5 protein-coding genes are annotated in these 3,962 nt (G+C 61.8%); 4 read left to right on the top strand and 1 reads right to left on the bottom strand.

Annotated elements, in window-relative coordinates; genetic code table 11:
* The coding region (locus FHS79_RS18355) for a P-loop NTPase fold protein (RefSeq protein ID WP_243452997.1) at nucleotides 1-322 on the bottom strand (322 nt) is incomplete at its 3' end.
* 485 nt (nucleotides 323-807) lie between these two features.
* Between FHS79_RS18355 and FHS79_RS19390 the strand changes: the two genes are divergently transcribed.
* The 4 genes from FHS79_RS19390 to FHS79_RS18335 all read left to right on the top strand — a co-directional run.
* Nucleotides 808-1,272: a DUF3489 domain-containing protein gene (locus FHS79_RS19390; protein ID WP_207792457.1), complete on the top strand. Its 465-nt coding sequence runs from the start codon at nucleotides 808-810 to the stop codon at nucleotides 1,270-1,272.
* Entirely contained in the window at nucleotides 1,221-1,772 is a 552-nt protein-coding gene (locus FHS79_RS18345) for a DUF2924 domain-containing protein (protein WP_341534485.1), read from the top strand. The genes FHS79_RS19390 and FHS79_RS18345 overlap by 52 nt, the downstream gene beginning before the upstream one ends.
* The gene (locus tag FHS79_RS18340; RefSeq protein WP_184203274.1) at nucleotides 1,769-3,472 is read left to right on the top strand and encodes a recombinase family protein; all 1,704 of its coding nucleotides are present in this window, start codon (nucleotides 1,769-1,771) and stop codon (nucleotides 3,470-3,472) included. The genes FHS79_RS18345 and FHS79_RS18340 overlap by 4 nt, the downstream gene beginning before the upstream one ends.
* A 68-nt stretch (nucleotides 3,473-3,540) precedes the next feature.
* Nucleotides 3,541-3,962 (top strand): transposase (locus FHS79_RS18335; protein WP_184203272.1); only part of this gene is annotated, 422 nt, incomplete at its 3' end.

Here is a 3,962-nt window from a genome sequence, read left to right as displayed (position 1 = left end):
GCCGAGGTGACCGGCGTCGCAATGGCCGCATGATTACGCCCAATTCCGGCATCGCGTCTTTCCTCGCACCCGACCGCAGCAAGTTGACGGTGCCGTTCTGATACAGCCACGCGTTGAACTCGACAAAACGAACGTTCAGGTCTGTACGGCTCTCTAGTGAGACGCGCAGTAGCTTCATCATAGAGGACTTTCCGACGCCCCAATCGCCCGAGATGCCGATGGAGAGGGGCTCTCCGTTCGCCCCTACGATGCGCTCCGCCGCGATCTCCGCGACATGCGAGAAGTTGACGAGGTCGCGGACGGTTTCGTTGTCAGACCACATGCGATTCGGCGTCCCCGTTCACACTTTTATTACGGAGACATAACGATGATACCTGTCGAGCGCCATGCTAAACAGCCGGTTATTCCGTATGAAAGCACGGCTGGACGTGCCGGCGACGGAGCCGGCGCGTCTCAAAGCACTCGCGACTTTCGGGTTATGAAATTGTCGCGGCGGCAAGGCCGGCACCTCCAGGTTGATGCCCAGAGCGGCCTTACCGCATCGCCCCACGAGCAGGCGGTCGAGCCCGCTGAACGGACATCCGTTTTCCCTAAGACCGCCGCCTGAAAGCAGACAGGCAGCTTTGCACCAAACGTTACCCACCGTATCGGGCATAACTGCGTTTGAGGGAGGGACCTTCTTCAGCGCGGACGGTAGACGGGGATGTAGGCGCGAAGCACGTGCCTTGACTGGACTTCGGCGAACGAAAGAGCGTTGCTGTCATTGCGAGTCGCCCGGTTGACCGGACGCCGCATGCAGCCCCAGGCATGAAATACCGGGGCTTAGGGTCGTGGGACCACCGGCACATCACGTGCAGGCGTCCACGGAGACCGCACATGACCACAATCGCCAACGATACACTATCGACCAACACGCCAACATCGCGAGGCTCGCCAAAGCGCGTACCGCAAGTCCGCAAGACCACCGCTGTGGCCGCAATGCCTACGAAGGTGGCCCAGGCAGCAAAGCTACTGGCGAGAGCCCGTGGTGCGACGATGACGGAGCTCGGCACTGCGACCGGCTGGCAACCGCATAGCGTCCGCGCGATGCTGTCGGGCCTACGCAAGAAGGGTGTAAGACTAGTCAAAGAGACCCGCAAGTCAGGCGACAGCTGTTATCGCATCGAAGGCGCTGGCGCTGCTGCCGATGCGGATACTGCGGCACCTCCGCCCACAGCTGAATGTCCAGGCGCCCTTGCCACGGTAGCCGTGGCTGCAGCCGAAGGACAGTGAGTATGGCAAGTCTAGCCGACCAGCTGGCAGCACTGCCGGCCATGTCGCCCGCCCAACTTCGAGCCGAGTGGCGGCGCGTGTATCGCGCGGCCCCACCGCGACTGACCCCCGACCTGCTGGTTCGCGGCATTGCCTACCGCCTGCAAGAGCGCAGTCATGGCGGGCTCCCTGCAGGCACGGCTCGCGAGCTCGACCGTGCCGCCAAGCGTTTGCTCCGCGGCGACAGCGTCGGGGCTCTAGGCGATACTCGCCTGAAGCCAGGCACGCGCTTGGTCCGTCACTGGAACGGTACTAGCTACAGCGTGCTGGTTAGCGGAGATGGCTTCATCATGGATGGGCGCAGCTTCACGTCGCTGAGCCATGTGGCTGAAGCCATCACCGGCGCACATTGGTCCGGACCAAGGTTCTTCGGGGTTAAGGCTTCAGTCAGCGGGCCAGTCGGTGCCGCAGCCGCCTCATCAGCGCGTCGGGTGTCCGCGGCACGGGCGGTAGCAGTATGAGTGAGCACAAGACCATCCGCTGCGCGATCTACACCCGCAAGTCGACTGAGGAGGGGCTGGAACAGGCGTTCAACAGCCTCGATGCCCAGCGTGAGGCATGTGTCGCCTATATTGCTAGCCAGCGGCACGAGGGCTGGGTGCTGTCGCCAGAGCTCTACGACGATGGTGGGTTTTCGGGCGGCAATATGAACCGACCCGGTCTGACCCAGCTCATGGCCGAGGTGCAGGCAGGACGCATCCAGGTCATCGTTGTCTACAAGGTCGATCGCCTCACCCGCAGCCTTGCTGACTTTGCAAAGATTGTGGAGGTGCTCGATGCTGCTGGCGCCAGCTTTGTGTCGGTGACCCAGTCGTTCAACACCACCACAAGCATGGGCCGGCTGACGCTTAATGTCCTATTATCCTTCGCCCAGTTTGAGCGTGAGGTTACCGGCGAGCGCATTCGCGACAAGATCGCGGCGTCAAAGCGCAAAGGTATGTGGATGGGTGGGCCAGTGCCGCTGGGCTACGACGTCCAGGATCGCAAGCTGGTCGTGAATAGGGCCGAGGCAGCCACCGTGCAGCGCATCTTTGCCCGGTATCTTGAGCTGGGGTCGGTGGTCGCCACGGTCGAAGCCGTCAATCGCGAAGGGTTGGTCACCAAGGTTTCGGCGACCAGCGCTGGCGGGACGCGTGGTGGCATTGCCTGGGCCAGGGGCAGCCTGGCGCACCTGCTGACCAACCGCGTCTACATTGGTGAGGTCATACACAAAGGAGAGCACTTTCAAGGTGAGCATGAGGCCATCACCAGCACAGACGTCTGGGAGGCCACCCAAGCTCAGCTGGCCAGCAATCGGATCGCACGGGCCAGCGAGCAGAACTTACAGCACAACAAGATGCTGCGAGGGCTGCTCTATGATGGCCTGGGGCGGCGAATGCATGGCAGCCAGGCCAATCGCGGTGCCAAGCGCTATCATTACTATATCACCAACCCTACCGATGCTGAGATTACAATTGGCCCAAGCCGGCGGGTGCCGGCGTCCGAACTTGAAGCCACGGTCATCCAGCGGCTGCGGGCATTCCTGACAAACGCTGCATCGCTCGATGAAGCAGCAGCGCGCATGCAGCTTCCAGACGACCAGCTGACAAACTTCATCCTCAGCGCCAGGGCATTGGCAGCGGCCGTCGACGACGTTCCGTCAGCGGCAGCGAGTCTTCTCCGCCGGGTTGATGTGCACGACGACCGGATCGAATTGATTATCTGCCTCGCTGCCCTACTGCCGGAAGCTGTCGCCCAAATAACGCCATCGCCAACCGCAAAAGTATCTGCAGCATCACGAACTGCGTACCAGCTGTCCGTACCAATGACTCGGATCCGGCGCGGTAAGGAAGTACGACTCGTTATCGGTGACGACACCATCTCTCCGCCCTCTCAGGCCGATCCAAGCCTCATCAAGCTCATGGCTAACGCACGCGGCGCTTGGCAAGCGATGCTTGCAGCCGGAGACGCACCGATCGCGAAAGTTGCTGTCACCCAAGGCTACTCAGTCGACCACTTCACGCGGCTGCTGCGGATTTCCACCCTTGCGCCATGCATCGTCAATGCCATCGTCAGGGGGCGACAGCCGATCACGCTCACCAGGCAGCGACTGGCCAAGCTCACCAACGTGCCAACCGATTGGGCAGAGCAGCGGGCGGTCGTGTCCCAAGTGGTGGTGTAGGTCGCGGTTGGCCATCGGCGATCTTCGGTTAGGTTTGGGTTGCAACATCCAACCAACGGAGACCACCGATGACCGACGATACGATGAACCTGCAGGCGCTTGTGGGAAAGAGCGCAGACGCTGACTTTTTGCGCGAGATGATCGGCTTTGCCGCGCAGCGGCTGATGGCCCTTGAGGTGGGTGGCCTGACGGGTGCTGGCTATGGAGAGAAGAGCGACGAGCGGCTCGCCCAGCGCAACGGTTACCGGGAGCGCGACTGGGAGACCCGTGCCGGCACTGTCGAACTGCGCATCCCCAAGCTCAGGAAGGGCAGCTACTTCCCCGGCTTTCTCGAGCCCAGACGCCTTGCCGAAAAGGCGCTGACCGCCGTCGTGCAGGAGGCATATATCCAAGGAATCTCGACGCGATCGGTCGATGATCTCGTCAAAGCGATGGGAATGAGCGGCATCTCGAAAAGCCAGGTCAGCCGGCTGTGCGAAGAGATCGATGT

It is taken from the genome of Polymorphobacter multimanifer (assembly GCF_014205635.1).
GTDB classification, from domain to species: Bacteria; Pseudomonadota; Alphaproteobacteria; order Sphingomonadales; family Sphingomonadaceae; genus Sandarakinorhabdus; species Sandarakinorhabdus multimanifer.
This window is presented reverse-complemented; position numbering and strand designations above follow the sequence as displayed.

Excerpts from the sequence above, each read along its gene's own strand:
- FHS79_RS18345 (WP_341534485.1), top strand. The coding sequence starts at position 1,221 with ATGTCCAGGCGCCCTTGCCACGGTAGCCGTGGCTGCAGCCGAAGGACA.
- FHS79_RS19390 (WP_207792457.1), top strand. The coding sequence starts at position 808 with ATGAAATACCGGGGCTTAGGGTCGTGGGACCACCGGCACATCACGTGC.
- FHS79_RS18340 (WP_184203274.1), top strand. The coding sequence starts at position 1,769 with ATGAGTGAGCACAAGACCATCCGCTGCGCGATCTACACCCGCAAGTCG.